The organism is Chryseobacterium oryctis (genome assembly GCF_025971925.1).
GTDB classification, from domain to species: Bacteria; Bacteroidota; Bacteroidia; order Flavobacteriales; family Weeksellaceae; genus Chryseobacterium; species Chryseobacterium oryctis.
On record NZ_JAPDHV010000013.1, the window covers coordinates 1 to 1,872 of the forward strand.

The 1,872-nt window shown below is 30.8% G+C and carries 2 protein-coding genes; both read right to left on the reverse strand.

What is annotated here, in order from left to right:
* A partial coding sequence (locus OH806_RS16475; protein ID WP_264744776.1) for a tyrosine-type recombinase/integrase occupies positions 1–796 on the reverse strand: 796 nt, incomplete at its 3' end.
* Positions 793–1,575 (reverse strand): tyrosine-type recombinase/integrase, encoded by a 783-nt coding sequence (locus tag OH806_RS16480; RefSeq protein ID WP_264744777.1) that lies wholly within the window; start codon positions 1,573–1,575, stop codon positions 793–795. The genes OH806_RS16480 and OH806_RS16475, both read right to left, overlap by 4 nt.
* Between the last annotated feature and the right edge of the window lie 297 nt (positions 1,576–1,872).

Sequence of the window (1,872 nt, forward strand, 5' to 3'; positions counted from 1 at the left end):
ATCCTGCTTTGTATTGTACTTCTCTTAAATTATATTGTTTTAGCCAGAGATTGATTCTGCTGTTTCTGATTTGCTGTAAATTTTGGATTTCTATTTTTTTTCTGATTTCGGTGGTGATATTGCTAAATTTGGTATTTCTGTCTGTGACGAAAAGTTTTTCAGTTTCTGTGTTTGTTTTCAAGAGCTTTACTAATTGGGGTCTTGTTTGTTTTATGTAATGATAGATGTCTAAAATTTGCGAAGCTTCTAAGGATAAAGTTCTCTCATTGAATCTGTTTTCTGTGGCTTTTGGTACTCTGATGAGCCCTTTTTCCAAATCAATATCTTTAAGTTCTAATTCTCGTAAACATCCTGAACTTAAAGCCTGATAAATGATTAATCCCAGAATGATTTTGTCCCTTTTTCCGTAGATGTCGAACTTTTGTATTTGGTATTTTCTATTTGTAAATCTTGTGTAAATTTCGTGTAGCTCATCTTCTGTTAAAAATCCTGTAATTAATGGTCTTTTTGGTGTTTTTATTCTAAAGTTTTTTAATGGGTGGTCTTTCCTTTTTCCTTTCAATTGAAGATAATCAAAGTATTGTTCTACGGTTTTGATATGATTGTTGATGGTATTCAGGGAGTATTTTTTCTGTAATAATTCTATTATATTTAATAATTCTTGTGTTGTTACGGTATCAAAATTCTGTTTTCGGGAACATATGCTTTTCCATAATAAAATATGATTTTCTTTTTCTGTAACTGTTCTTTCTGCATAGTGATAATGTTCTTTTAAATAATGTAAAAACTCTTTCATAAATGTGTATATCTCTGTGTGCTTTCTAAACTTCTGTGTCCTAAAAACAGGCTTACTTTTTTAAGTTCCATTCCGTTTTTCAGTAAATGGGTTGCAATGCTGTGTCTTAGTAAATGAGGATATATTCTTTTTTTAATCTTGCTTTTTTCTGCTGTTTTATCTATAATGAACTCTATTCCGGAAGTGGTTAAATTTCCTTTTAATCCTTGTAAAAACCCTTCTCCTTTGTGTTCTCTTATGAGTAAATATTCTTCAAAAATATCTCTTGCTTTGCTGTGTATCGGAACTTCTCTTTGGTATCCTGTTTTGGATTTTCTTACCAATGCTTTTGCATTTTCTAAATCAACATCTTCCAATAATAATTCTGCCGCTTCTCCGGCTCTTAATCCCAGATAATATAAGCAACATAAAACGGCTTTGTCTCTAGTGTTTACGGTAGCTTCAAATAGACTTTGTATTTCTTCCGGACTTACTATTTCTATTTTTGGGGTATAGGTTTTAAGGCTTCTGCATATCACAAGATTGGTTTCTTTCCGTTCAATATTTTTTCTGTAATTTTTGTATAGTTTCAGGGCTGTTAAATAATTGTTTACCGTGCCGTTGCTGAGTAATTTCTCAGGATTATTTTTATTTTTTCTTAGTTTCAGATAACCGATATATTCTTTGGGAAGGTTTCCTTTTTCTCTGTATTCTTCGTATTCTTTGGCTATGGCTACTATTCTTTTGACATTCTTTTTCTGATAGTTTCTGAGTTCTAAATATCTTCTGAAGTTTTCCATATACGACTGTTTTGCTTTTGCATTATTTTAAATTTTGGGTCGCTAACTTTGTTTTTAGTTTTTAGTGTTTGGTTTTTAGTTAGTTATGTTATCGTACATGTTCTTTTTTGTGAACCATTAGCGAACCACTGTGACCCAGACCTTGCAGGTCAGGCAATTTATTTATTTATTTATTTATTTATTTATTGCTTTTTAATTCTTTTATCTGCTTCAATAAATAGTCTTTTATTTCTACTCTCAGTTTCTGATAATTATCCCAGTAACTTACTTTGTAACGGATTCCTGTATTGTTATATC